This window comes from Streptomyces arenae, assembly GCF_022343545.1.
Lineage (GTDB): Bacteria > Actinomycetota > Actinomycetes > Streptomycetales > Streptomycetaceae > Streptomyces > Streptomyces humi.
The window spans coordinates 248,749-273,046 of sequence record NZ_JAKQYH010000010.1; the positions used below are offsets into that span (position 1 = coordinate 248,749).

Genomic DNA, 24,298 nt, shown 5'->3' on the forward strand with positions numbered 1-24,298 from the left:
CCATGCACGTCCTCGTGGTGCACAACCGCTACGGCTCGGCGCAGCCGAGCGGCGAGAACAAGGTCGTCGACCAGGAGGTGGAGCTGCTGCGCGCGGCCGGCCACCGGGTCGAGGTGTTCGAGCGGCGCAGCGACGACATCGCCGGCCGGTCCCTCCTCGGCAAGGTCGCGGTGCCGCTCCTCGTGCCGTGGAACCCGGCGGTCCGCACGGAACTCGCCGCCCGGCTGCGCACCGAGCGGCCGGACGTCGTCCATGTCCACAACGTCTTCCCGCTGCTGTCGCCCGCGGTGCTCGCCGCGTGCGCCGACGCCGGGGTGCCCGCCGTCGCCACGCTGCACAACTACACCCAGGTCTGCCCGCCCGGCACGCTGCAACGGGACGGCCGGCCGTGCACCGAGTGCGTCGGCTCCACACCCCTGCCCGCCGTCCGGCACGGCTGCTACCGGGGCTCCCGCCTCGCGACGGTGCCGCTCGCGGTCAGCCTGTCGGCCAACCGGCGGCGCTGGTGGTCCGGTGTGGAGCGGTTCCTGTGCATCTCGGCGGCCCAGCGTGACGTCCTGGTGCGGTCCGGCATGCCGGCCGAGCGGCTGGCGGTGAAGCACAACTTCGTGCCCGACCCGGGCCTGTGCCGCGAAGGCGAGGGCGAGCACGTGCTCTATCTCGGCCGGCTCGCCGAGGCCAAGGGCGTACGGCTGCTCATGACCGCCTGGGACGAGCTCGCGGCGAGCGGCGGGGTGGGCGTGCCGCTCGTGATCGCCGGCACCGGGCCGCTGGAGCGCGAGGTGACCGACTGGGCGGCGGGCCGGGACGACGTGCGCTACGCCGGCCTGCTGGACACGGCGGGGTGCCGCAAGGCCGTCGCCGGATCGGTCGCCGTGGTGGCGCCCTCGACCTGGCTGGAGGCGTTCGGCCTGGTGGTCGTGGAGGCGATGGCGGCCGGGGTGCCGACCGTCGCCGCCGGTCACGGCGCCTTCGTCGAACTCGTCGAGGACGGGGTCACCGGGCTGCTGCACCGGCCGGGCGAGTCCGCCTCGCTCGCGTCCCGCATACGCCGGATCGCGGCCGACCCGGCCCTGGGCCGGGAGCTGGGCCGGGCGGCCCGCCGGCGCTACGAGCGGGGCTTCAGCCCGGCCGTCGGCCTGGCGCGCCTGGAAGAGGAGTACCGCACCGCGATCGCGGGTCGGTCAGCACAGGCCCGCGACGGGGAAGCCCGCGCGGGCAGGGGGGATGGGGACAGCAGATGACACGATGCCGACTCTGCGGCTCGGAAGCCATGGCGAGCGTCGTCGACCTCGGGGCGACGCCGCCGTGTGAGAGCTTTCTCGCCGCGGACCAACTGGACGAGCCGGAGCCGGCGTACCCGCTGCACCTGCGGGTCTGCACCGACTGCTGGCTCGCGCAGCTGCCGCCGCTGATCACGCCGGAGGAGACGTTCAAGGAGTACGCCTACTTCTCCTCCTACTCGACCTCCTGGGTGGAGCACGCGCGCACGTTCGTCGCCGGCGCGGTGGAGCGGCTGCCCCTCGGCCCGGACGCGTTCGTGGTCGAGGTGGCGAGCAACGACGGGTACCTGCTGAGGCACGTGGTGGACCAGGGGATCCGCTGCCTCGGCATCGAGCCGTCCGTGAACGTCGGCGCCGCGGCACGCGAGGCGGGGGTGCCCACGCTCACGGAGTTCCTCTCCCCGGACACCGGCGCCGCCGTCCGCGCCGAGCACGGCCCGGCGGACCTGGTCGTCGCCAACAACGTGTACGCGCACATCCCCGACGTGGTCGGGTTCACCAAGGGGCTGCGCGCCCTGGTCGCCGACGACGGCTGGGTCTCCATCGAGGTGCAGCACCTGCTGACCCTGATCGAGGACAACCAGTACGACACGATCTACCACGAGCACTTCCAGTACTACACGGTCGCGTCCGCGATCCGGGCCCTGGCCAGCGGCGGACTCGCCCTCGTGGACGTCGAGCTGCTGCCGACCCACGGAGGCTCCATCAGGCTGTGGGCGCGGCCGGCCGAGGCGGCCGGCGAGCCGACCAGGCGGGTGGCCGACGTACTGGACCGGGAGAAGGCCGCCGGGCTCCAGGAGCTGTCCGGGTACACCGAGTTCTCCGCCCGGGTGGCCAAGGTGCGCCGGGACCTGCTCAAGTTCCTCGTCGAGGCGGCCGAACGCGGTGCGACGGTCGTCGGCTACGGCGCCCCGGGCAAGGGCAACACCCTGCTCAACCACTGCGGCATCCGCCCCGACCTGCTCGCGTACACGGTCGACCGCAACCCCTACAAACACGGCAGGTTCACCCCCGGGACCCGCATTCCGATCCTGGCACCCGAGCGGATAGCCGCCGACAAGCCGGACTACGTCCTCGTCCTCCCGTGGAACCTGCGGGCCGAACTCGTCGAGCAGCTGGCCTTCGTGCACGAGTGGGGCGGCCGGCTCGTCTTCCCCATCCCGGAACTGAGCATTGTCGAGGTGAAGTCGTGAAGGTCGTCCTGTTCTGCGGCGGTTACGGGATGCGGATGCGCAACGGCACCTCCGACGACGTGCCCAAGCCGATGGCGATGGTCGGACCGCGCCCGTTGATCTGGCACGTCATGCGCTACTACGCGCACTTCGGGCACACCGAGTTCATCCTGTGCCTCGGCTACGGCGCCCACCACATCAAGGACTTCTTCCTCAACTACGAGGAGACGACGTCCAACGACTTCGTGCTCAGAGGCGGGCGGACCGAGCTGCTGTCCACCGACATCTCCGACTGGACGATCACGTTCGCGGGGACCGGGATCGAGTCACCGATCGGGGAGCGGCTGCGCCGCGTGCGCCACCACCTCGACGGCGACGAGATGTTCCTCGCCAACTACGCCGACGTCCTCACCGACGCCCCGCTGCCGGAGATGATCGACCGGTTCGCCGCGCGTGACGCAGGCGCGTCGATGATGGTGGTACCGCCCCAGTCCTCCTTCCACTGCGTGGAGCTGGGTGAGGACGGCCTGGTGGGCGGCATCACCGCGGTGAGCGAACTGCCCCTGTGGGAGAACGGCGGTTACTTCGTGCTCCGCCAGGAGATCTTCGACCACATCCCGGAGAACGGCGACCTGGTCGCCGACGGCTGCGCCCAACTGGCCAAGCGCGGCAGACTGGTGGCCCACCAGCACCGCGGCTTCTGGAAGCCGACCGACACCGTGAAGGAACGCGCCGCGCTCGACGCCGACTACGCCCGGGGCGACCGCCCGTGGGCCGTGTGGGAGCAGGGGGTGCGCGCGTGATCCGACTCGGGGCCGGGTCCCCGGACGCGATCGTCGCGGTGGGGGCCCACTGCGACGACATCGCGATCGGCGCCGGCGGCACGCTGCTCGCCCTGTGCCTCGCACGGCCCGGCCTCCGGGTCGACGCGCTGGTGCTCTCCGGCGGCGGCACCGAACGCGAGCAGGAGGAGCGGGCCGCGCTCGCCGCCTTCTGCCCGGGCGCCGACCTGCGGCTGACCGTGCTCAAACTGCCGGACGGCCGGATGCCCGTGCACTGGGACGAGGCGAAGGCCGCGGTCGAGGAACTGCGCGCGCGGACCGACCCGGACCTGATCCTGGCCCCGCGCACCGACGACGCCCACCAGGACCACCGCGGCCTGGCGCGGCTGATACCCACCGCCTTCCGCGACCACCTCGTGCTCGGCTACGAGATCGTCAAGTGGGACGGTGACCTCGGCCGCATGGCGGCCTACCAGCCGCTGTCCACCGAGGTCGCCGAGGAGAAGGTGCGGCTGCTGCAGGAGCACTACGCCTCGCAGCGGCACCGGCCCTGGTACGACCGCGAGGCCTTCCTCGGCCTCGCGCGGATCCGCGGCATCGAATGCCACGAGCGATACGCCGAAGCGTTCGCCGTCACCAAACTCAAGCTCAACCTGGGGGGTTGAACCATGCGCGTACTGCTGACCGGACACCAGGGATACCTGGGCACCGTCATGGCCCCGGTCCTCGCCGCCGCCGGACACGAGGTGGCCGGCCTCGACGCCGGCCTGTTCGCCGACTCCGTGCTCGGCCCGCACCCCGCGGACCCGCCGGGAACCCGGGTGGACCTGCGCGACGTCACGGCCGAGCACGTGGCCGGCTTCGACGCCGTGATCCACCTGGCCGCGCTCTCCAACGACCCGCTCGGCTCGCTGGCGCCGGAACTCACCTACGACATCAACCACCACGCGTCCGTCCGCCTCGCCCGGCTGGCCCGCGACGCCGGAGTGCGGCGCTTCCTGTACGCGTCGACGTGCTCGGTCTACGGTGCCGCCGGCGGCGCCGACCTGGTGACCGAGGACGCCCCGCTGCGCCCGGTGACGCCCTACGCGGAGTCCAAGGTGCGGGTGGAGGACGACCTGCACGCGCTCGCCGACGACGACTTCACCCCGGTGTTCATGCGCAACGCCACCGCCTTCGGCTACTCGCCCCGGCTGCGCGCCGACATCGTGCTGAACAACCTGGTGGGCCACGCCCTCCTGTCCGGCGAGGTCCTGGTGCTCTCCGACGGCACCCCCTGGCGCCCGCTGGTGCACGCCGCCGACATCGCACGGGCCTTCACGGCCGCGCTGACGGCGCCGCGCGAGGCGGTGCACGACCGGGCGTTCAACATCGGCAGCGAGACCAACAACGTCACGGTCGCCGAGATCGCCGAACAGGTCGCCGAGGCGGTCCCCGGCGCCAAGGTGAACATCACCGGGGAGAACGGTGCCGATCCGCGGTCCTACCGGGTGGACTTCTCCCGGTTCCGCGCCGCGATCCCGGGCTTCGACTGCGAGTGGACGGTGAAGCGGGGCGCGCTCGAACTCGCGGACGCCTACCAGAAGTTCGCCCTGACCCGGGAGGACTTCGAGCAGCGCTTCACCCGCCTCGCCGTCCTGCGCGCGGCGTCCGAGGCCGGCACCGTCGACGACACGCTGCGGTGGCGCCGGTGACCACGCAAGGCGACCAGCTGTACGCCCTGGTGGAGCGGCTGTACCCGATCTGCCGCAGCATCACGGGCGACGGTGTGCGCGCCACCCTGGACATCGTCGGCGAGTACATCCCGCTCCAGGTGCACGAAGTGCCGACCGGGACGCAGGTGCTCGACTGGACGGTGCCGCAGGAGTGGAACATCCGGGACGCGTACATCGCCGACAGCGCCGGCCGGCGGGTCGTCGACTTCGCCGCGTCCAGCCTGCACGTGCTTGGCTACAGCGTCCCGGTGTCGGCGACCATGCACCTCTCCGAGCTGCGCGAGCACCTGCACACCCTGCCGGACCAGCCGTCCTGGGTGCCGTACCGCACCAGTTACTACAAGCCGGAGTGGGGCTTCTGCCTGGCCCAGGACACCCTGGACGCGATGCCGGACGGCGAGTACGAGGTGTGCGTCGACTCCACCCTCGCCGACGGCCACCTCACCTACGCCGAGCATGTCGTCCCCGGACAGGTGGCCGACGAGGTGATCGTCTCCTGCCACGTCTGCCACCCCGCGCTGGCCAACGACAACATGGCCGGCGTCGCGGTGGCGACCTTCCTGGCCAGGGCGCTGGCCGAGGAAACGCCCCACTACACCTACCGGTTCATCTTCGCCCCCGGCACCATCGGGGCGATCACCTGGCTGGCCCGCAACGCGGAGCGGGTCGACCGGGTCAAGCACGGACTCGTGCTGGCCTGCGCCGGCGACCCGGGCCCACTGACGTACAAGCAGAGCCGGCGCGGCGACGCGGAGATCGACCGGGTGCTGCGGTACGTGCTGACCGCCTCCGAACGCCCGCACCGCGTCACCGAGTTCACCCCGTACGGCTACGACGAACGGCAGTACTGCTCGCCCGGGTTCAACCTCGGCGTCGGCTCGCTCACCCGGACCCCGTACGCCGGCTACCCCGAGTACCACACGTCGGCGGACAACCTGGACCTCGTCTCCCCGGCGGCCTTGGCGGACACCCTCGCCGTCTGCCGGGAGGCGTTCTCCGTCCTCGACCGCAACCGGCGGTACGTGAACCTCAGTCCCCACGGCGAACCGCAGCTGGGCCGGCGCGGGCTGTACGACGCGCTCGGCGGCCGCAGCGACACCAAGCAGGCCCAGCTGGCCATGCTCTGGGTGCTCAACCTGTCCGACGGCGAGCACACTCTGCTGGACGTGGCCGAGCGGTCCGGCCTGCCGTTCGACACCGTGGCCGCCGCGGCGGACGCCCTGCGCGGCGCCGACCTGGTCAAGGAATGACGCCCATGACCACCCAGGGGGAGAATCTGCGGAAGGCGGCGGCACCGGCCCGGTCCGCCAGACGGGCCCTGGTCGGCCGGCTGTCCTGGGGACTGGCCGACCAGGCGGCCTCCAGTATCAGTAACTTCGCGGTGGGCATCTACGTGGCCCGCTCGCTCGGGGTGACCGCGTTCGGCGTGTTCAGCCTGGCCTGGGTGACCTACGGCGTGGTCCTCAACGTCTCCCGGGGCCTGGCCACCGACCCGCTCGTGGTGCGCTTCAGCGGTGTCCCGGACGCCTCCTGGCGCGGGGCGGTGGCCCGCACGACGGGTACGGCACTCGGGGTCGGCACGGCCATCGGCGTGGTGTGTCTGGCGGCCGGTCTCGGACTCGGCGGCCGGGTGGGGCCCGCGTTCGTCGCCCTCGCCGTCATGCTGCCGGGGCTGCTGCTCCAGGACGCCTGGCGGTTCGCGTTCTTCGCCGCGGGCGCCGGGCGGAAGGCGTTCGTCAACGACGTGGTGTGGGGCATCGCACTCGTCCCCGCCATGGTGGTGGCGGCCCACGTGGACACCGTGGCCGCCTTCGTGCTCGCCTGGGGCGCGTCCGCCACCGTCGCCGCGGGCTACGGCTACCTCCAGTCCGGCATCCGGCCCCGGATCGCCGAGGCGCGCGGCTGGCTGCGCGAACAGCGTGATCTCGGCTACCGGTACCTGGTGGAGAACGTCAGCCTCAGCGGCGCGAGCCAGCTGCGGGCATACGGACTCGGCGTGATCGTCGGCGTCGGCGCGGTGGGCGCGGTACGGGGCGCCGAGCTCCTGATGGGCCCGTTCCTCGCCGTTTTGATGGGCCTCTCCCTGGTCACCGTCCCGGAGGCGGCACGGGTGCTGCGCCGGGCCCCGCACCAACTGGGCAGGTTCTGCCTCCTGCTCGGCGGCGGACAGGCCGCCGGAGCGCTGCTCTGGGGCTCGGCGCTGCTGCTGATGCCGGGCCGGCTCGGCGACCTGGCGCTCGGCGACGTCTGGCACTCCTCCTCGCACCTCGTCGTGCAGATCACCCTCAGCGTGGCGGGCGCGGGCCTCGGCACCGGCGCGGCGGCCGGACTGCGCGCGCTCGGCGCGGCCCGGCGCAGCCTGCGCTGCCAGCTGTTCGCCTCCGCCTGCTACGTCGGCGGCGGGCTCGGCGGGGCGGCCCTCGCCGGCACGGCCGGCTCGGCCTGGGGTGTCGCCGCCGCGACCGTCGGCAGTTCGGCCGTGTGGTGGCTGCAACTGCGGTCCGCCCTGCGCGAGCACCACCACAACCCCCTCCCCGAAGTGAGGACCACATGACCGCCCGACCCAGGCTGAGCATCGGCCTGCCCGTGTACAACGGCGAGGAGTACCTGGCCGAGTCGTTCGACGCCCTGCTCGGCCAGACCTACGAGGACTTCGAACTGGTCGTCTCCGACAACGCCTCGACCGACGGGACCGAGGACATCTGCCGCAAGTACGCGGCGCAGGACTCCCGCATCCGGTACCTCCGGCTGCCCCGGAACATCGGCGCCACGCCGAACCACAACCGGGTGTTCGCCGAGTCCCGCGGCGAGCTGTTCAAGTGGGCCTCGCACGATGACCTCTACGGCCGCGACCTGATCCGGCGCTGTGTGGCGGCGCTGGACGAGCATCCGGACGTGATCCTCGCCCACACCGACCAGGCGGTCATAGACGGCGACGGCCAGGTCACCGTTCCCTACGAGTACACGCTCGACACCGGCTCGCCGCACGCGCCCGAGCGCTTCCGCAGTCTGCTGTTCGAGCCGGGCGGCGACGACTTCTACGGGGTGATGCGGGCCGACGTGCTGCGCCGGGTGAAGCCGATGGACAGCTACCACCACGCGGACCGCACGTTCGTCGCCGAGATCACCCTGCACGGGCGCTTCCACCAGGTGCCCGAACTGCTGTACTTCCGCCGCGACCACCCCACCCGCGCCGAGCGGGCGAACCCGTCCAAGCGGTCCCGGTGCGTCAACCTGGACCCGCGCCGGGCAGGGCTGCTGCACCCGACGCCCCGGCTGCTCGCCGAGTACGTCTGGGGCTTCGCGTCGGCGATCCGGCGTGCCCCTCTGTCCCCGGCCGACCGGCGTGCCTGCTACCGCCACCTGGCCACGTGGCTGACCAGCCGCGCCCGGCCGGGCGCCGGCGAACGGGTCGAGGACCGCGCCCCGGTCGACCCGGCCCTGCTCACGGTCTCCGTCGACGCCCTGGTCGCCGGCCGCGAGGGGAGGCGGGCATGACGTCCGCGGACGGAACGCCGGTGCGCGTCGGCCTGTTCGGCCTGCTCGGCTCCGGCAACCTCGGCAACGACGGATCGCTCGAGGCCCTCCTCGGCTACCTCCGCGCCGAGCACCCGGAGGCGGCCGTCGACGCGCTGTGCGGCGGGCCCGAGGCCGTGACGGCCCGGTTCGGGATCCCCGCCACCCGGCTGCACTGGAACCGCGCGGAGTACCGGACCGCGTCCCGCGCGGGCGCGGTCGCCGCGAAGGGGCTCGGCAAACTCGTCGACGTCTTCCGCACCGCCGCCTGGGTGCGCCGGCACGACGTGGTCATCGTGCCCGGCATGGGCGTCCTGGAGGCCACCCTGCCGCTGCGCCCGTGGGGCTTCCCGTACGCGCTGTTCCTGCTCTGCGCGAGCGGCCGGCTGCTCGGCACCCGGGTCGCGCTGGTCAGCGTCGGCGCCGCCGGGATCGGCAACCGGCCCACCCGCGCCCTGGTGCGCTGGTCGGCACGGCTGGCCGCCTACCGGTCGTACCGCGACGCCCAGTCCCGTGCCGCGATGCGGGCGATGGGCGTGGACACCGCACGCGACGAGGTCTACCCGGACCTGGCGTTCGCCCTGCCGACCCCGCCGGCGAGCGCACCCTCCGGCGCGCCCGGCCCGGTCTGCCTCGGCGTCATGGACTTCCACGGCGGCAACGACGACCGCGACCGGGCCGAGGAGATACACCGGCGGTACCTCGACGGGACGATCACCTTCGTCCGGGCGCTCGTCGCGGAGGGCAGACCGGTCCGGCTGCTCACCGGCGACCGGTGTGACCGGTCGGTGGTCGACGCGATCCTCGACGCCGTCGACTCACCACTGGTCACCGCGGCCGAACCGGCTTCGCTGGCCGACCTGATGAACGAGATGGCGGCCGCGGACACCGTGGTGGCCGTCCGCTACCACAACCTGATCTGCGCGCTGAAGACCGGGACGCCCGTGCTCGCCCTGTGCTACGCGGCGAAGAGCGACGCGCTGATGGACCGGATGGGCCTCGGCGCCTACTGCCACCCGGCACGCGAGGTCGACGCCGACCGGCTGCTCGAACAGTTCCGGGACCTCGAGAAGCACGCGGCGGAGCTACGGGTGACCCTCACCGAGCGGAACCGGGTCGCGGCCCAGCAACTCGCCCACCAGTTCACCGCCCTGACCACGAACCTGTTCCCGGCGGACGTCCACGCCCAGCGGAAGGCACCATGAAAGCGACCCAGGTCCCGGAGATCGCCGGCGCGTACCTGTTCGAGCCGACGCCGTACGCCGACGAGCGCGGCTTCTTCTGCCGTACCTCCGACGCCGACGTGCTCCGCTCGGTCGGCCTGGACCCGCACGCCTTCGTCCAGGACAGCGTGTCCCGTTCGGTCCGGGGCGTGCTCCGCGGCCTGCACCTGCGCTCCGGCGCCGGCGAGGCCAAGCTGGTGCGGTGCTCGTACGGCAGGATCTTCGACGTCGTCGTGGACCTGCGGCCGGACTCGCCGACCTACCTGAACCGGGCCTTCTTCGAACTGTCGGGTGAGACGCAGCAGACCGTATACATCCCGGCGGGCTGCGCGCACGGCTTCCAGGCTCTTACCGAAATCGCGGACACCTCTTACCGTATCGACCGTGAGCACGATCCGGCCGAGGACGTGACGGTCGCCTTCGACGACCCGGAACTCGCCATTCCCTGGCCGCTGCCGGTGGCACTGATGTCCCAACGGGACCGGGAGGCGCCGAGCCTCGCCGAGGTCCTGAAGCACAGAGAGAGCTGAGGTCCCCGTGGACACCCAAGAGCTTCACCTGCCCCTGTCGCGGACAGCCAACGAGAGGCTGCACGCCGTGATCCCCGGGGGCGCGCACACCTACGCCAAGGGCGACGACCAGTACCCGGAGAACCTGGCCCCGGTCATCAGCCACGGCAGCGGTGCCCACGTATGGGACGTCGACGGCAATCGCTACATCGAGTACGGCTCCGGCCTCCGGTCGGTGAGCCTCGGCCACGCCCATCCGCGGGTGCTCGAGGCGGTCCGGCGGGAACTCGACCGGGGCAGCAACTTCGTCCGGCCGTCCATCGTGGAGGTGGAGGCCGCGGAACACTTCCTGGCCACCGTGCCGACCGCCGAGATGGTGAAGTTCGCGAAGAACGGCTCCGACGCCACCACCGCCGCGGTGCGCCTCGCCCGCGCCGTCACCGGACGACCGCGGGTGGCCCTGTGCGCCGACCATCCGTTCTTCTCCGTCGACGACTGGTTCATCGGCACCACACCGATGTCCGCCGGCATCCCGGCGGCGACCACCGAACTCACCGTCTCCTTCCCCTACGGGGACCTGGCCGCCACGGAGGAGCTGCTCACCCGCCACCAGGACGAGGTCGCCTGCCTCATCCTCGAACCGGCCACCCACACCGAGCCGCCGCCCGGGTACCTGGCCGGCCTGCGCGCCCTGGCCGACCGGCACGGCTGCGTGCTGGTCTTCGACGAGATGATCACCGGCTTCCGCTGGTCCGAGGCGGGCGCCCAGGGCCTGTACGGCGTCGTCCCCGACCTCTCGACGTTCGGCAAGGCGCTCGGCAACGGATTCGCCGTCTCCGCGCTGGCCGGCCGCCGTGACCTGATGGAACGGGGCGGACTGCGCGATTCCGGCGACCGGGTGTTCCTGCTGTCCACCACCCACGGCGCGGAGACCCACTCCCTGGCGGCCGCCATGGCCGTGCAGACCACCTACGTCGAGGAGGGCGTCACCGCGCGGCTGCACGCGCTCGGCGAGCGGCTGGCCGCCGGTGTCCGCGACGCCGCGGCGGCCATGGGCGTCGGGGACCACGTCGTCGTCCGGGGCCGGGCCAGCAACCTGGTCTTCGCCACGCTCGACGAGAACCTGCGGCCCTCGCAGCGGTACCGCACGCTGTTCCTGCGGCGGCTCCTCGCGGGTGGCGTGCTCGCCCCGTCGTTCGTGGTGAGCAGCGCCCTCGACGAGGCGGACATCGACCGCACCGTCGACGTGGTGGCGGAGGCGTGCGCGGTGTACCGGGACGCCCTGGACGCCGCCGACCCCACGCCCTGGCTGGCCGGGCGGGCGGTGAAACCCGTGTTCCGCCGCCTGGCGTGAACCGACGTCAGCCGCGTGCCGTCCACCCTCAGCCGGTCAGCCGGTCAGCCGGTCAGCCGGTCAGCCGTTCAGCCGGTCGGCCCGTCGGCCGGTCGGTCGCTCGGTCGGTCGGTCGGCTGTCCGGTCGAGCAGCCAGGCGGTCGCCGGTACCACCGCCAGGGCGGTGCACCAGCCGCCCAGGGCGTCCGTCGGGTAGTGCGCGCCCAACGCGACCTCCGCCCAGCCCATGGCGGCGCCGGCGACCAGCGCCGCGATGAGCACGAGTGACGTGCCGGCCGTCCTGCCGAGGCCGAGCCGGTCCGTCGCGAGCAGCGCCGCCATGAGGGCGAGCGCGGTGAAGAAGGCCGTGTGCCCGCTCGGGTACGACAGGTTGCCGGGGCCGTGGATGGTGCGTCCCACCAGGTGCTTGAGCAGCGTGGTCACCCCCACGGTCACACCGACGCCGGCCACGACGAGCACCGCCGCGCGGGGACGGCGCAACAGCAGGCAGCCCGCCACGCAGGCCACGACCACCAGCACCGATCCCGCGGGTTCCCCCAGGAAGTCCAGGGTCAGCGCGACGTACCGCCACGGCGGCCGGACGCTGTCCGCCGTCGGCCGGACGAACCACCTGTCCACCCTGCCGGGCTCGCCGTGGCCCGCGTACCGCACCCCGAGCACGCCGACCACCATTGTGGCGAGCGCCGCGACCAGCCCGAGCCACCCGCGCAACGCCGGGGGCAGCACCGCGTGCGCCGGCCCGCCGGTCGCCCGCTCACCGCCCGGCCGGTCACGGACCGGGCCGGCCCGACCCGCAGGTGCGCTTCCGTCTGCCGATCCCACGCGAGCCCCCCGCCGTAGCGCCCTGGCCGAGGGCGATCGGGATCAGTCTCCGTCCGCCACCCTAACCAACAAACCGACGGGCGGGAGTCGTTCGGGGCGCGGCTAACCCGCCGACGGGCCGCCGGCCGCCGTGCGCCGGTGCGGCGGCCGAACGGCGGAACGGCCGCCGTGGTGTGGAACACACCTCGATCGCGCCGACTGCCGGGGCGACTTCGGCGGGTAGGTTCCTACGGTCCTCGTCCACGGGCACCCGGCCCGCGGACGCCCTTCGACCGCGGACCCGTCAAACCCGCCTCCCGAGGTGACAACAGAAGACATGTCTGCACAAGAATCCGCACCCCACTCGTCCCAGCGCATCGGCGTCGTGGCCGAGTCCGCCCCCGGCGAGACACGTGTCGCGGCCACCCCGTCGACCGTGCGCCAACTGCTGGGCCTCGGCTACCAGGTCGTCGTGGAGTCCGGCGCCGGCGCGGCCTCCGGCTTCGGCGATCAGACCTATCTCGACGCCGGCGCCGAGGTCGGCGTCGCCTGGGACGCCGACCTCGTCCTGAAGGTCAACCCGCCCTCCGACGCGGAGATCACCCGGCTGCGGCAGGGCGCCACGGTCGTCGCCCTGCTGGCCCCCGCCCAGACACCGGAACTGCTCACGGCACTCGCCCGGGCCGGGGTGACCGCCCTGGCGCTGGACGCGGTGCCGCGGATCTCCCGCGCCCAGTCGATGGACGTGCTGTCGTCCATGGCCAACATCGCCGGCTACCGGGCGGTCGTCGAGGCCGCCCACGTCTTCGGCCGGTTCTTCACCGGACAGGTCACCGCCGCCGGCAAGGTGCCCCCGGCGAAGGTACTGGTCGCCGGCGCGGGAGTGGCGGGCCTCGCGGCGATCGGCACCGCGTCCAGCCTCGGCGCCGTCGTCCGCGCCACCGACCCGCGGCCCGAGGTCGCCGACCAGGTGACCTCGCTGGGCGGCGAGTACCTTCCCGTGGACGTCGCCCAGGAGGCGAGCGCCGACGGTTACGCCAAGGCGACCTCCGAGGACTACGACCGCGCCGCCGCCGAGCTGTACCACCGGCAGGCCCAGGACGTGGACATCGTGATCACCACCGCGCTGATCCCCGGCCGGCCGGCGCCTCGGCTGCTGTCCGCCGCGGACGTGGCCGTCATGAAACCCGGCAGCGTCATCGTGGACATGGCCGCGGCCCAGGGCGGCAACGTCGAGGGAACCGTGCCCGGGCGCGCGGTGGTCACCGACAACGGCGTCACCATCATCGGCTACACCGACCTCGCGGCCCGGCTGCCCGCCCAGGCCTCGCAGCTGTTCGGCACCAACCTGGCCAACCTGCTCAAGCTCGTCACCCCCGGCCGGGACGGGCGGGCGGTCATCGACTTCGACGACGTCGTGCAGCGGGCCGTGACCGTCGTACGGGACGGCGAGATCACCTGGCCGCCACCACCCGTGCCGGTCTCGGCGGCGCCCGCCGCACCGCCTCCGCAGGCCGCCGCCGCGCCGGAACGCGAGGAGCCGAGGCTCACCCCCGCGCGCCGCTTCGGCCTGATCGGGCTCGGCATGGTCGCCCTGTTCCTGCTTGTCGCCTTCGCTCCCGCCCAACTCGCCGGGAACTTCACGGTGTTCGCGCTCGCCGTGGTCATCGGTCACTACGTCATCGGCAAGGTGCACCACGCGCTGCACACACCCCTGATGTCGGTGACCAACGCGATCTCCGGGATCGTCGTGATCGGCGCCCTGCTCCAGATCGGGCACGAGAGCCGGATCGTCACCGTGCTGTCCTGCGTGGCGATCCTGCTGACGAGCGTGAACATCTTCGGAGGTTTCGCCGTCACCCGCCGCATGCTGTCGATGTTCTCGAAAGGCTGAGCCGAGATGACCTCCCTGACGACATCCCACGCGGCGGACCTGGTCGCCGCCCTGTTGTTCATCCTCAGCCTGGCCGGGCTCTCCCAGCACCGCACCTCCCGCGCCGGCGTCGTCTACGGCATCGCCGGCATGGCGCTCGCCCTGACCGCCACGGTCGTACTGGCGGCCCAGAGCATCACCGCGGGGGCGGTGACCCTCGTCGTGCTGGCGATGGCGCTCGGCGCGGCGCTCGGCCTGTGGCGCGCCCGTCGCGTCGAGATGACACAGATGCCCGAACTGATCGCGGTACTCCACAGCTTCGTCGGCCTGGCCGCGGTACTGGTCGGCTGGAACAGCTACCTGGAGGTGGAGGCGCACGGCGCGGCACAGACCGCCGTCGGCGCCGACCTGCTGGGCATCCACCACGCCGAGGTGGTCATCGGCGTCTTCATCGGCGCGGTCACCTTCACCGGCTCGGTCGTCGCGTTCCTGAAGCTCTCGGCGCGCATCAGGTCCCGCCCCCTGACGCTGCCGGGCAAGAACGCGCTCAACCTCGGCGCGCTCGGCGGCTTCGTGGCCCTGACGGTCTGGTTCACGATCAGCCCGGACCTGTCGTTGATGATCGCGGTCACCGCGCTGGCGCTGGTGCTGGGCTGGCACCTGGTCGCCTCGATCGGCGGCGGTGACATGCCCGTCGTGGTCTCGATGCTGAACAGCTACTCGGGGTGGGCGGCGGCCGCGGCTGGCTTCCTGCTCGACAACAACCTGCTCATCGTCACGGGCGCGCTGGTGGGATCCTCCGGCGCCTACCTGTCGTACATCATGTGCAAGGCGATGAACCGGTCCTTCCTGTCGGTCATCGCGGGCGGCTTCGGCATCGAGGCACCGTCCGGCTCCGGGGACGAGCAGGGCGAGCACCGTGAGATCCGGGCCGCGGAGGCGGCCGAGGCACTGGCCCAGGCCCGTTCGGTGGTCATCACCCCCGGCTACGGCATGGCCGTCGCCCAGGCCCAGCACCCGGTGGCCGAGCTGACCCGCCGGCTGCGGGAGCGGGGCGTCGAGGTCCGCTTCGGCATCCACCCGGTCGCCGGGCGGCTGCCCGGGCACATGAACGTACTGCTGGCCGAGGCGAAGGTCCCGTACGACATCGTCCTGGAGATGGACGAGATCAACGACGACTTCGCCGCGACCTCGGTGGTCCTGGTGATCGGCGCCAACGACACCGTCAACCCGGCCGCGATGGACGACCCGGCGAGCCCCATCGCCGGCATGCCGGTGCTGCGGGTCTGGGAGGCGGAACAGGTCATCGTCTTCAAACGGTCAATGGCCTCCGGTTACGCGGGCGTGCAGAACCCGCTCTTCTTCCGTGAGAACAGCAGCATGCTCTTCGGCGACGCCAAACAGAGCATGGAGGACATCCTGACCGCGCTCGGCACGGACGGCCGCACGGCACCGACGCCGGCCACCCGCCAGGCGACCACGGCCGGCCGCTGACGTACGACGACCGTGGCCGGCCGGGAGACGGACCGGCACGGCCACGGTCCCGTGCGCCGAAGGCCCCGGTCCGGCCTCAGGTTTCGTCCCGGCCGGCTCCGGTCGCCCGGGGTTCCGGTTCCACCCGGTGGCGTGGTGCCGACCAGTGCGCCGCGCCGGCCGCGGCGCGTTCGACGTCCTCGGGCGGCAGGAGCCGGCGGGCCGCCAGATCCTCGGCGGCGGCCCTGATCCGGGCCGTGTACTCGGCCGCGTCCCAGTAGCGCTTCTGGACGCTGGGGCGCGGGTCGCCGGTGACGAGGCGTTCGTCCTCGGTCGAGGCGAAGGGGAACGTGGAACCGCTGAACTCGTGCAGCGCCCCGTGGCCCTGGCCGGGCGCGCGGGTGTTCCAGCCGGTGTAGGTGGCCAGCGGGACGGCCACCATGGGGGCGCGGACCCCCGCGGTCTCGTTCCCGTCGACGTCGACGGCCGGAACCAGCACCGCGTAGCGGTCCGAGCGGTCGACGGACGGCGGCACGGTCGAACGGTCCACCGCGTACAGCTCGTTGGGACCGTGCGGCAGCAACGCGGCGGGCACCGCCGGGAACTGGCGCCGCCACTCGTCCATCGTCACCAGCGTGCCGTCGGCGACGGTGGGCACCGCGCTCGGCGGTGGCGCCACGCCCTCGCTCACCCAGGCGTCGAGCGCGTCCAGGACGCCCCGGAAGAGCGCCGAGGTGGCGACGACGTTCTCCGGGTGGTTGCAGATCCCCTTGCCGGGCGCGCCGGCCGCCGGATCGGCCACGTGCTGGCTCGACGACCACAGGTAGCCCCGGACGTTGGGAGGGAACCCCAGGTCCAGGCCGTCCGTAGTGGTGTGCACGAGCGAGCCGCGGCGCTGCCAGTACTCGGTGGCGGTCTGGGTGTGCAGCACCTTCGGATCGCTGGGCCGCTTCATGATCGCGTCGCGCCGGCCGGTGAGGTGGTCCACGGTCTCCGCGTAGGCGAAGGGGAACTCGTCGGCCCGGCTGAGGTGGTCCTCGTACTGCTGGCCGCCCGGGACGGTCAGGTTGGTGAAGCGTTCGAGGCCCAGCCGGCCGGCGCCTGAGACGTGCGGGAGCAGCCCGTCGAAGACCGGCCGGCCCTGAAGGTCCTCGTTGAAGCCCTGGTAGACGAAGTCGCGGATGGCCCGGCCGGTCTGCGAACGCCCCCAGCCGTAGGCGTAGTCGACCGGCCCGGCGGGCTGCGCGGGATCGTGCCGCAGATGGCTGACCAGGTCCCGGACGGCCACCAGGCCCAGCCCCAGGACGAGCGGGTCCTCGGCCTCGTAGACGAGTTCGTAGATCCAGCCCGGCCGGAACCCCTCGTCGAGGTACAGGTCGTGGCGGCTCGGCACCACAGCCGTGGACCGCCCCTTGAGGTCGCCGCCGCCACCCTGCGACCGGGCGAACCGCCAGGTGCCCGGCGCCAGTTCCTCCGGTGCGCTGTGCGCGTAGCGGCGCCGGGTGAGACGCGCGCCGGACACGCCTCGCGCGCTGACCGGATGGGAGCGGGTGCTCGACCACCGGGACAGCGGAAGCGAGACGGTCGGCTCCTCCACGATGAACTCGGCCGTCGTCAGGCCCCGTACGGGCCCGCCGTCCTGCCGGGCGGCCGGCAGGTCCAGCAGCAGCCGTCCGTCGCCCGGCAGCAGATCACCCTGCCAGGCACCGAAGACCACCGTGTAACCGCGGCGGAAGAGATAGCCGTTGCCGGCGTCGGCGAGCGAACGGGGCCGGTTGGTGTGCGGGGCGTCGCAGAAGTACTGCACGGCCCGCTTGTTGCCGCGGTTGCCCCAGTCGAAGAACAGCCTGCGGCGCCCGCCGCCGACCGGCCGCAGGATCTCGACGTCACCGCTGAAGCGCACCAGCCCGGAGCCGTCGCGCGGCGCGAGCCCGAGATCGGGGACGGCACGATGGGCTGCCGCCCGCGGGTCGACGGCGTAGTGGGCGGTCGCCGTGACCACCTCGTAGGCCCCCGCGTCACCGAAGCGGTGGCCCGCGGCGAACGGCTCCCGGGTGTGCACCTCCAGCCGCACACCCGGCTCCGGTTCGGAACTCATCGGCCGGCCTCCCCGGCGGCGACGGCGACGGGCCCGTCGGCGGCGGGACGCCAGCCCAGCTCCGGTGCGACCAGGTGCCGTACGTCGTGCAGGATCTGCTCGTACTCCTCGCGCTGGAACTCGTACGGCAGCTCCAGCCGCAGTTCGCTCACCTCGGCCAGGACGGGGTCGGCGGCCAGTTGCTCCAGGATCTGCTCGGCGGTGCCCACGACGTCCGGCGCGAACAGGGTCCGCCTGGGTCCCTGCGGGCCGAGGGTGCGCTCGTGACGGCTCGCCGCGTAGGCGCGGTAGCGGGCCCGGGTGCGCGCGTCGGCGCTGTCCAGGGGCACGATCACCCGGCCCAGCGCCACCCGCGTGGCCCGGCCCGCGGGCAGCGCCCGGCGGTACTCGGTGAGCAGGCCCAGCTGGGCGGTGGTGAAGTCGTCGGTGCCCTCGCCGGTGACGATGTTGCCGGACAGCAGGCCGAGGCCCTGTCCGGCGGCCCAGCGCACCGAGCGCAGGCTGCCCCCGCCGTACCAGATCCGGCGGGCCAGGCCGGGGTTGTGCGGTTGCAGGCGCGGGCGCTGGACGTTGCCCGGGGAGTGGATGACCGTGTCCGGGCCACCGAGGTAGTCGCCGCGCAGGTTCTCCACGACCCGGGCGATCCTGCCGTACGACAGGTCGAGGCCGCGCCAGTCGCCGTCGTGCACCAGGTCACCGAGCAGGTCGGCGTGCGGCATCCCGGTGCTGAAGCCGACCTGGAGCCGTCCGGCGGACAGCACGTCGGCCAGCGCCAGGTCCTCGGCGAGGCGGAACGGGCTCTCGTAGCCGATCGGGATGACCGCGGTGCCCAGTTCGATCCGCTCGGTGCGCTGCCCGGCCGCGGCCAGGAACACCGCGGCCGAGCCGACCCCGTGTTCGAGGTGGCGCTGGCGGATCCAGGCGCCGTCGTAGCCGAGCCGTTCGCCGTACCCGAAGAGCCGGAGGGTCTCCTCCAGGCCGGTGCGGGGGTCGTCGTCGGCGAAGTTGCCCGGCGTGAGGAAGGCCAACGAGGAGATGGTGGGAGTGCTCATGTGATGCCGGTCCTCAGCTGGTGGTGGTCTCGACGGCGGGGGAGGGGACCCGGCCGCCGGGGATCGCCGCGAGCAGTTCGCGGGTGTACTCGTGGCGCGGATCGGTGAACAGGTCCTCGGGCGGCCCCGTCTCGACCACCCGCCCGGACCGCATCACGGCCACCTGGTGCGCGATCTGCCGTACCACGGCCAGGTCGTGCGAGATGAACAGGTAGGCCACCCCGGTCCGGTCCTGCAACTCGGCGAGCAGGTCGAGGACCTGGGCCTGGACGGAGACGTCGAGCGCCGAGACCGGCTCGTCGCACACCACCAGGTCGGGGGAGAGGGCGAGGGCCCGTGCGATCGCCACCCGCTGGCGCTGTCCGCCGGACAGCTCCGCCGGACGCCGCTCCAGGGTCGCGGCGGGCAGGGCCACCCGGTCCAGGAGTTCACGGGCGCGGGCCAGCCGGGAGGCGCGGTCGCCGACCTTGAAGGCGCGCAGCGGCTCGGTGACGACCTCGCCGATGGAGAAACGCGGATCGAGGGAGGCGTACGGGTTCTGGTAGATCAGCTGGGCCCGGCGGCGCAGTTCGCGGACCTGGCGGGGGCCCGCGCCGGTGACGTCGGTGCCGTCGAAGAGGACCTGTCCGGAGGTGGCGTCGGCCAGCCGGAGGACCAGCCGGGCGGTGGTGGACTTGCCCGAGCCCGACTCGCCGACCAGCGCGAGGGTCCGGCCGCGGTGCAGGGTGAGGCTGACGTCGTCCACGGCACGCAGCGTCCGGCTTTCGCCGCCGGCGCGCGGCAGCCGGAACTCCTTGACCAGGTTCCGCGCCTCGACCAGCGGGACCACACCCGGAACCGCACCGGGGACCGGGCCCGGAACCGCACCGGGGACCACGCGCGTGACCGCGACCGCGTCCGCGCCGGGAACCGGACGCGTGTCCGGCCCGGCGGCTGCTCCGGGAACCGCACCCGGCACCGCGTCCACGGCCGTGGACGCCGCTCGGGTGCGTGGGACGGCCGAGGTCGCGCTGGGTGCGCTGGCGAGCAGCCGCCGGGTGTACTCGTGCTGCGGGTCGGCGAGCACGGACCGGGTCTCGCCCGCCTCCACCACCCGGCCCTGCTCCATGACCACCAGCCGCTGCGACCGGTCGGCGGCCACCCCGAGATCATGGGTCACCAGCAGGATCGCGGTGCCCGACTCCTCCACGAGGTGCTGGAGATGGTCCAGGATGACGCGCTGCACGGTGACGTCGAGCGCGCTGGTCGGCTCGTCGGCGATGATCAGCTCGGGCCCGGCCGCGATGGCGATGGCGATCAGCACCCGCTGCCGCATGCCGCCGGAGAGCTCGTGCGGGTACTGCCGGGCGCGGACCGCCGCGTCCGGCAGCCCGGCCCGGTCCAGCACCGCGACCGCCTCGGCCGCCGCCGACCGCCGGGTCGCCCTGCCGTGGATCCGCAGCACCTCGGCGACCTGCTCGCCGATCCGCTTGACCGGGTTGAGCGACACCGAGGGATCCTGCGGGACCAGCCCGATCCGGGCCCCGCGCACGGTCCGCAGCTCCGCCTCCGACAGTGTGGCGAGATCGTGCCGGCCGAAGCCGATCGTGCCCGCGTCGATGGCGCCGTTCCCGGCCAGCAGCCGGATGACGGCATGCGCGGTGGTGCTCTTGCCGGAACCGGACTCGCCGACCACCGCGGTCACCTGACCGGGCCATACGTCCAGGTCCACACCGCGCACGGCCGGTACCGTGCCGCCCCGGGTGCGGTACGACACGGACAGGCCGCGGATGCTCAGCAGGGGTGTGGTCACGTCGTCGCCGTTCTCGTGTGCGTCGGTCATCGCTGCCGGGACCATTCGCCGTCCAGCGCCCGCGCGATCCGGTTCGTGGCCAGGACCGTCGCGGCGATCGCCAGACCGGGCAGCGCGGTCAGCCACCAGGCGTTGGCGAGGTAGTTGCGGCCGTCGGAGATCAACGTGCCCCACTCGGGGGCCGGCGGCGGCGCGCCGTAGCCGAGGAAGCTGAGTGCCGACACGGCCAGGATCGAGGAGCCGAAGTCCAGGGTGGCCAGCACGATCACCGGGCCGGCCGCGTTCGGCAGGACGTGCCGGCCCAGCACCGAGTACCAGCGGGCCCCGCACGAGCGGGACGCCTCCACGAACACCGCCTGCCGCACCCGCAGCACCTCGGCGCGCGCCACCCGGGCGAACGAGGCCACGCTGGCGATACCGACCGCGACCGCCACCTTCACCGTGCCGTAGCCGAGCGCGGTGACCAGGGCCAGGGACAGGAACAGCGCCGGAATGGACAGGAGCACGTCGACGAAGCGCATCAGCACGTCGTCCACCCACCGGCCCACGAACCCGGCGACCACACCCAGCAGTCCGCCGACCACGAAGGCCACCAGGACCGCGATCAGCGTGGCCTTCAGGGACAGCTGGGCGCCGTGCACCACCCGGGAGAACACGTCCCGGCCGAGTTCGTCGGTGCCGAACCAGTGACCGCCGCCCGGGCCGCGGAAGTTCTCGGTGGGCACGCCCTTCAACGGGTCCTGCGAGGTGAACAGGTCCGGCCAGAACGCGGCCAGCACCACCAGCACCAGGACCGCCACCGACACCAGCAGCCCGGGACGGCGCACCAGGAACCGCAGTACCCGCCGCACGTCGGCCCGGCGTCCCGGCCCGGGCGCGGGCCCCGCCGTCACCGGCCGGGCGAGACCGAGGGCGGCCTCGGCCGCGTCGGCCGCGCCGGCCGTGCCGTCGACAACGCTCTGACTCATGCGAAGCTCGCCCTCCTGTCCGGGGTCACCACGATCCGCGGGTCCAGCAGCGGGTAGACGAGGTCGACGACCAGGTTCGTCGCCACGAAGATCAGCGCGCCGAACACCACCACCCCCTGGACCAGCGGAATGTCCTGGGCGGTCACGGCGGCGGCGGTCACCCGCCCCAGGCCGTCCCGGGAGAACACCGTCTCCACGACCACCGAACCGGCGATCAGCTGACCCACCAGCAGGCCGACGACCGTCAGCGCGGGCAGCGACGCGTTGCGCAGCGCGTGCCGCAGATGAACCCGCCCCCGCCCGGCGCCCTTGGCCCGCGCGGTCTCCACATAGGCCTGGTCCAGCGCGGTGAGCAGGCTCTTGGCCAGCACCTGGGCGACCTGCGCCCCGGTCGGGACGGCCAGCGTCAGGGCCGGCAGCACCAGACCGCGCAGCCCGTCGTTGCCGAACGCCGGGAACCAGTGCAGCCGGAACGAGAACGCCTCGACCAGCAGGAGCCCCACCCAGAACGTGGGGACCGACACCCCCAGCGGGGGCAGCGACAGCAACAGCTGCCGCAGCCACCGCTGCGAGGTGTACGTCGCCACCACCGCGAGTCCGCCGCCGAGCACCACCGCGAGCAGCAGCGCCGCCCCCGTCAGCTGGAGCGTCCCCGGCAGCGCGTCGCCGATGACGGAGGTGACCGGGCGGCCGCTGGCGACGGCGTCGCCGAAGTCCCCGCGCACCGCCCGCCCGAGATACTCCGCGTACTGCACGAGCACCGGTTTGTCGAAGCCGTACTCGTGCCGCAGTGCGGCGAGTTGGGCCGGGTCGACCTGTCCCGAGTCCATCCCGGCACCGGCCATCGCGGTGACCGGGTCACCGGGCAGGAAGTCCAGCACCAGGAACGACACCGTGTAGGCCGCCCACAGCACCCCGACCGCCTGCGCCAGCCTCTTGATCACATAGCGCCGCACGGCTAGCCGATCCAGGTGTCGTGCAACTGCACGCGGCTGCCCGAGTCGAAGTCGAGGTCGTGCACCTTCGTCGACACGCCCAGCTGGGTCTGCAACTCCACCACGGGCACGTAGTACGCGTTGCGGACGATCAGCCGCTGCGCCTCGGCGACCAGCTTCGCGCGCTTGGCGGTGTCGGTCGTCGCGGCCTGCTGGGACAGCGCGGTGTCCAGCGAACTGGCGGGCAGGTGGTAGAAGTTGGCCAGCTGGGTGGAGAACGAGCTGCGCAGGATGTCCGGGTCGGACCGGGTCACGTTGCCCCACACGACGTCGAAGTCACCGGCCTGGAGCGTGGTCGCGAACTGGGTGACCGGGAGCTGCTTGAGCACCACGTCGATCCCCACGGCCTTCAGCTGCTGCTGGACGAGTTCCAGCGCGGGCTGGTTGGTGGCCGAGTTGGGGAACCAGGTGATGGTGAGGCTCAGCTTCTTGCCGCCCTTGGTGCGGATGCCGTCGCCGCCCGCCTTCCAACCGGCTTGGTCCAGCAGGGACTTCGCCTTGGACGGGTCGGTGGACAGGTCCGCGGAGAGGTCGGTGTAGTCCGGTGTGGTGTGCGCCAGGACGCTGCCGGCCGGCCGGGTGCCGGTCGGGAAGACGGTGCCGGCGATCTGCTCGCGGTCGACGGCGACCTCGATCGCCTGGCGTACCCTCGCGTCCTTCAGCACCGGCCGTGCGTTGTTGAGGCCCAGGCCGAACACCACACCGGGGTTGGCCCGGCGGGCGAGAGTGACCTGACCGCCCTTGAGCGCGGCCTCGTTGGCCTTGCCGACGCTGCTGATCGCGTCGACCTGCCCGGACTGGAGACTTCCGGCGCGCACGCCCGCCTCGGGCACCACCTTGAACACCAGCTTGTCCAGGTAGGCCTCGCCCTTCTTGGCCCACAGGCTGGAACCCCAGGCGTACCCGGTGCGCTTGGCCAGGGTGACCGACTGGTTCTGTACGTAGCCCTTCAGCACGAACGGCCCGGACCCGACGATCCCGTCACTGCACTTCTGCTGCGGGGTCTTCCGCACGCTCGCCGCGGACTCGATGCCCAGCGAGTGCGTCGAAGTCGCCTGCAGGAACTGGGCGTTGGGCTGCGCGAAGGTCACCTTCACGGTGAGCGGGTCGACCGCGACGGTGCTCTTGACCCCGCTGAGGTAGCCCTCGGCGAGGGTGCCCAGGGCGCCCAGCTTCGGCACCGCGTCGAAGTTGTCCTTCACCACCTGCGCGGTCAGCTTCGAGCCGTCGCTGAAGGTGACGCCCGAGCGCAGGTGGAACGTGAACTGGGTGGCGTCGGAGTTGATGTCCCAGCTCTTCGCCAGCCACGGCACGATCTTGCCGGTCTTGGGGTCCTGGTCGGTCAGGGAGTCCACGATCTGCCGGACCGAGTAGATGGTGTCGTTGCTGCCGACCTGCTGCGGATCCACGCAGCCGGCGTCGGAACCCACCGCGAAGGTCAGGGTGCCGCCGGACTTCGGCCGGCTGCTGCCGCCGCCGGAACCGGTGTCGCCCGAACCGCAGGCGGTCAGCAGCACACTGGTGGTCAGCAGGGCGGCCAGCGGCGCCCAACGGGATGATCTGGATACCGGAAGTGCGGTCACGGAGGGCTTTCTCCTACTCGTGTCACCCAGGCACCGGGTGCCGGGCGTCGGGAACGCGGCACGGCGGGCATGGACGTGCGACCCGGCCGGTCGGCACCGGCGACGGGGA

Annotated in this window: 20 protein-coding genes; 13 read left to right on the forward strand and 7 right to left on the reverse strand. The window is 72.8% G+C overall.

The genetic code is table 11. The features are described from left to right. Window positions 1-2: 2 nt before the first annotated feature. Genes MB828_RS05975 through MB828_RS06025 form a run of 11 tightly spaced genes read left to right on the forward strand, consistent with a single transcriptional unit; the run spans window position 3 to window position 11,554 of the window. Window positions 3-1,244: a glycosyltransferase gene (locus tag MB828_RS05975; RefSeq protein ID WP_301647236.1), complete on the forward strand. Its 1,242-nt coding sequence runs from the start codon at window positions 3-5 to the stop codon at window positions 1,242-1,244. Further along, a complete protein-coding gene (locus MB828_RS05980) occupies window positions 1,241-2,476 on the forward strand; it encodes a class I SAM-dependent methyltransferase (protein ID WP_301647237.1) in 1,236 nt (411 codons plus the stop codon). The genes MB828_RS05975 and MB828_RS05980 overlap by 4 nt, the downstream gene beginning before the upstream one ends. Next, a complete protein-coding gene (locus tag MB828_RS05985) occupies window positions 2,473-3,258 on the forward strand; it encodes a glucose-1-phosphate cytidylyltransferase (RefSeq protein ID WP_133023068.1) in 786 nt (261 codons plus the stop codon). Before MB828_RS05980 ends, MB828_RS05985 begins: the two co-directional genes overlap by 4 nt. Further along, a complete protein-coding gene (locus tag MB828_RS05990) occupies window positions 3,255-3,902 on the forward strand; it encodes a PIG-L deacetylase family protein (RefSeq protein ID WP_301647238.1) in 648 nt (215 codons plus the stop codon). The genes MB828_RS05985 and MB828_RS05990 overlap by 4 nt, the downstream gene beginning before the upstream one ends. A gap of 3 nt (window positions 3,903-3,905) precedes the next feature. Next, window positions 3,906-4,931: an NAD-dependent epimerase/dehydratase family protein gene (locus MB828_RS05995; RefSeq protein WP_301647239.1), complete on the forward strand. Its 1,026-nt coding sequence runs from the start codon at window positions 3,906-3,908 to the stop codon at window positions 4,929-4,931. Further along, entirely contained in the window at window positions 4,919-6,202 is a 1,284-nt protein-coding gene (locus tag MB828_RS06000; protein ID WP_301647240.1) for a DUF4910 domain-containing protein, read from the forward strand. Before MB828_RS05995 ends, MB828_RS06000 begins: the two co-directional genes overlap by 13 nt. After that, window positions 6,199-7,506, forward strand: coding sequence for a hypothetical protein (locus tag MB828_RS06005; protein WP_430381335.1), 1,308 nt, complete (start codon window positions 6,199-6,201; stop codon window positions 7,504-7,506). Before MB828_RS06000 ends, MB828_RS06005 begins: the two co-directional genes overlap by 4 nt. Then, complete coding sequence (locus MB828_RS06010; protein WP_133023073.1) at window positions 7,503-8,450, forward strand: glycosyltransferase family 2 protein; 948 nt, start codon at window positions 7,503-7,505, stop codon at window positions 8,448-8,450. The genes MB828_RS06005 and MB828_RS06010 overlap by 4 nt, the downstream gene beginning before the upstream one ends. Continuing rightward, complete coding sequence (locus tag MB828_RS06015; RefSeq protein ID WP_301647242.1) at window positions 8,447-9,673, forward strand: polysaccharide pyruvyl transferase family protein; 1,227 nt, start codon at window positions 8,447-8,449, stop codon at window positions 9,671-9,673. The genes MB828_RS06010 and MB828_RS06015 overlap by 4 nt, the downstream gene beginning before the upstream one ends. Further along, complete coding sequence (rfbC, locus tag MB828_RS06020; protein ID WP_301647243.1) at window positions 9,670-10,221, forward strand: dTDP-4-dehydrorhamnose 3,5-epimerase; 552 nt, start codon at window positions 9,670-9,672, stop codon at window positions 10,219-10,221. The genes MB828_RS06015 and rfbC overlap by 4 nt, the downstream gene beginning before the upstream one ends. A gap of 7 nt (window positions 10,222-10,228) precedes the next feature. Further along, on the forward strand, window positions 10,229-11,554 hold the full coding sequence (locus MB828_RS06025) for a glutamate-1-semialdehyde 2,1-aminomutase (protein WP_133023076.1): 1,326 nt from the start codon (window positions 10,229-10,231) through the stop codon (window positions 11,552-11,554). Window positions 11,555-11,614: 60 nt separating this feature from the next. Here the strand turns inward: MB828_RS06025 and MB828_RS06030 are convergent, their stop codons facing one another. Next, window positions 11,615-12,280, reverse strand: coding sequence for a phosphatase PAP2 family protein (locus MB828_RS06030; protein WP_301647271.1), 666 nt, complete (start codon window positions 12,278-12,280; stop codon window positions 11,615-11,617). Between the two features lie 412 nt (window positions 12,281-12,692). On the opposite strand from MB828_RS06030, the gene MB828_RS06035 reads away from it, so the two are divergent. After that, window positions 12,693-14,249, forward strand: coding sequence for a Re/Si-specific NAD(P)(+) transhydrogenase subunit alpha (locus MB828_RS06035; protein WP_301647244.1), 1,557 nt, complete (start codon window positions 12,693-12,695; stop codon window positions 14,247-14,249). Window positions 14,250-14,255: 6 nt separating this feature from the next. Beyond that, the gene (gene pntB / locus MB828_RS06040; RefSeq protein ID WP_301647245.1) at window positions 14,256-15,722 is read left to right on the forward strand and encodes a Re/Si-specific NAD(P)(+) transhydrogenase subunit beta; all 1,467 of its coding nucleotides are present in this window, start codon (window positions 14,256-14,258) and stop codon (window positions 15,720-15,722) included. Between the two features lie 76 nt (window positions 15,723-15,798). Here pntB and MB828_RS06045 read toward each other — a convergent pair whose 3' ends face one another. The 6 genes from MB828_RS06045 to MB828_RS06070 are packed head-to-tail and all read right to left on the reverse strand — an operon-like array spanning window position 15,799 to window position 24,189. Further along, complete coding sequence (locus MB828_RS06045) at window positions 15,799-17,799, reverse strand: alpha/beta hydrolase domain-containing protein (RefSeq protein ID WP_301647246.1); 2,001 nt, start codon at window positions 17,797-17,799, stop codon at window positions 15,799-15,801. Continuing rightward, on the reverse strand, window positions 17,796-18,851 hold the full coding sequence (locus MB828_RS06050; protein WP_301647247.1) for an LLM class flavin-dependent oxidoreductase: 1,056 nt from the start codon (window positions 18,849-18,851) through the stop codon (window positions 17,796-17,798). The genes MB828_RS06045 and MB828_RS06050 overlap by 4 nt, the downstream gene beginning before the upstream one ends. Before the next feature lie 13 nt (window positions 18,852-18,864). Beyond that, complete coding sequence (locus tag MB828_RS06055) at window positions 18,865-20,673, reverse strand: dipeptide ABC transporter ATP-binding protein (RefSeq protein WP_301647248.1); 1,809 nt, start codon at window positions 20,671-20,673, stop codon at window positions 18,865-18,867. Then, entirely contained in the window at window positions 20,670-21,611 is a 942-nt protein-coding gene (locus MB828_RS06060) for an ABC transporter permease (RefSeq protein WP_133023081.1), read from the reverse strand. The genes MB828_RS06055 and MB828_RS06060 overlap by 4 nt, the downstream gene beginning before the upstream one ends. Continuing rightward, entirely contained in the window at window positions 21,608-22,567 is a 960-nt protein-coding gene (locus MB828_RS06065) for an ABC transporter permease (RefSeq protein ID WP_133023082.1), read from the reverse strand. Before MB828_RS06065 ends, MB828_RS06060 begins: the two co-directional genes overlap by 4 nt. Window positions 22,568-22,569: 2 nt before the next feature. After that, a complete protein-coding gene (locus MB828_RS06070; RefSeq protein WP_301647249.1) occupies window positions 22,570-24,189 on the reverse strand; it encodes an ABC transporter substrate-binding protein in 1,620 nt (539 codons plus the stop codon). Window positions 24,190-24,298 lie beyond the last annotated feature (109 nt).

Excerpts from the sequence above, each read along its gene's own strand:
- rfbC (WP_301647243.1), top strand. The coding sequence starts at position 9,670 with ATGAAAGCGACCCAGGTCCCGGAGATCGCCGGCGCGTACCTGTTCGAG.
- MB828_RS06055 (WP_301647248.1), bottom strand. The coding sequence starts at position 20,673 with ATGACCGACGCACACGAGAACGGCGACGACGTGACCACACCCCTGCTG.
- MB828_RS06045 (WP_301647246.1), bottom strand. The coding sequence starts at position 17,799 with ATGAGTTCCGAACCGGAGCCGGGTGTGCGGCTGGAGGTGCACACCCGG.
- MB828_RS06015 (WP_301647242.1), top strand. The coding sequence starts at position 8,447 with ATGACGTCCGCGGACGGAACGCCGGTGCGCGTCGGCCTGTTCGGCCTG.
- MB828_RS05995 (WP_301647239.1), top strand. The coding sequence starts at position 3,906 with ATGCGCGTACTGCTGACCGGACACCAGGGATACCTGGGCACCGTCATG.
- MB828_RS06010 (WP_133023073.1), top strand. The coding sequence starts at position 7,503 with ATGACCGCCCGACCCAGGCTGAGCATCGGCCTGCCCGTGTACAACGGC.
- MB828_RS05980 (WP_301647237.1), top strand. The coding sequence starts at position 1,241 with ATGACACGATGCCGACTCTGCGGCTCGGAAGCCATGGCGAGCGTCGTC.
- MB828_RS06005 (WP_430381335.1), top strand. The coding sequence starts at position 6,199 with ATGACGCCCATGACCACCCAGGGGGAGAATCTGCGGAAGGCGGCGGCA.
- MB828_RS05975 (WP_301647236.1), top strand. The coding sequence starts at position 3 with ATGCACGTCCTCGTGGTGCACAACCGCTACGGCTCGGCGCAGCCGAGC.
- MB828_RS06035 (WP_301647244.1), top strand. The coding sequence starts at position 12,693 with ATGTCTGCACAAGAATCCGCACCCCACTCGTCCCAGCGCATCGGCGTC.
- MB828_RS06060 (WP_133023081.1), bottom strand. The coding sequence starts at position 21,611 with ATGAGTCAGAGCGTTGTCGACGGCACGGCCGGCGCGGCCGACGCGGCC.
- pntB (WP_301647245.1), top strand. The coding sequence starts at position 14,256 with ATGACCTCCCTGACGACATCCCACGCGGCGGACCTGGTCGCCGCCCTG.
- MB828_RS06050 (WP_301647247.1), bottom strand. The coding sequence starts at position 18,851 with ATGAGCACTCCCACCATCTCCTCGTTGGCCTTCCTCACGCCGGGCAAC.